This is a genomic window from Sodalis-like endosymbiont of Proechinophthirus fluctus, assembly GCF_001602625.1.
Classification (GTDB): Bacteria; Pseudomonadota; Gammaproteobacteria; order Enterobacterales; family Enterobacteriaceae.
The window spans coordinates 3,820-4,312 of sequence record NZ_LECR01000076.1; the positions used below are offsets into that span (position 1 = coordinate 3,820).

The following is a 493-nucleotide window of genomic DNA, read 5'->3' on the forward strand; positions in this document are numbered from 1 at the left end:
CTTCCTGAATCGCCCGGCGCAGTAGCGGCGTGACGCGCTCGTCGGCGTCAAGCATAAGGATATAATCGCCGCTGGCATACGCCTGCGCCCGCTGGCGCTGGATACCGAAGCCCAGCCAGTCTGTGGATTGGAAGACGCGCCCGCCCGCCTGCGCGGCGATATGGCGCGTTTCGTCACTGCTGCCAGAATCCAGCACCACGATTTCATCGGCCCAGCTTACCGACGCCAAACAATCTGGCAGGAGTTCAGCTTCGTTACGGGTAATGAGCACCACTGACAGACGCTTTCTTTGCGACATTCAATGACTCCTTTGCGGCAGATAAGGCTCAAGCAAATTCAGCAGGCGCTGCAGAGCGCCATGATTCTGGTGCAGAACCTCGGCGGCATGTCGGCCGTAATATAGGCGATAATCCTCATCGGTCAACAGAGTTGAGACCGCGTTGACCAGCGTCGGCACGTCGGTGACAGTAATCAACCCGCCGGCTTCATCCAG

Annotated in this window: 1 protein-coding gene and 1 pseudogene; both read right to left on the bottom strand. The window is 58.8% G+C overall.

All coding sequences use genetic code 11. The features are described from left to right. Positions 1–298, bottom strand: a 298-nt coding sequence (locus BG74_RS17790; RefSeq protein WP_244267423.1) for a glycosyltransferase family 2 protein, incomplete at its 3' end; no start/stop codon positions are given. Further along, positions 299–493 (bottom strand): annotated as a pseudogene (locus BG74_RS07445) (3-deoxy-D-manno-octulosonic acid transferase); the annotation flags it as partial.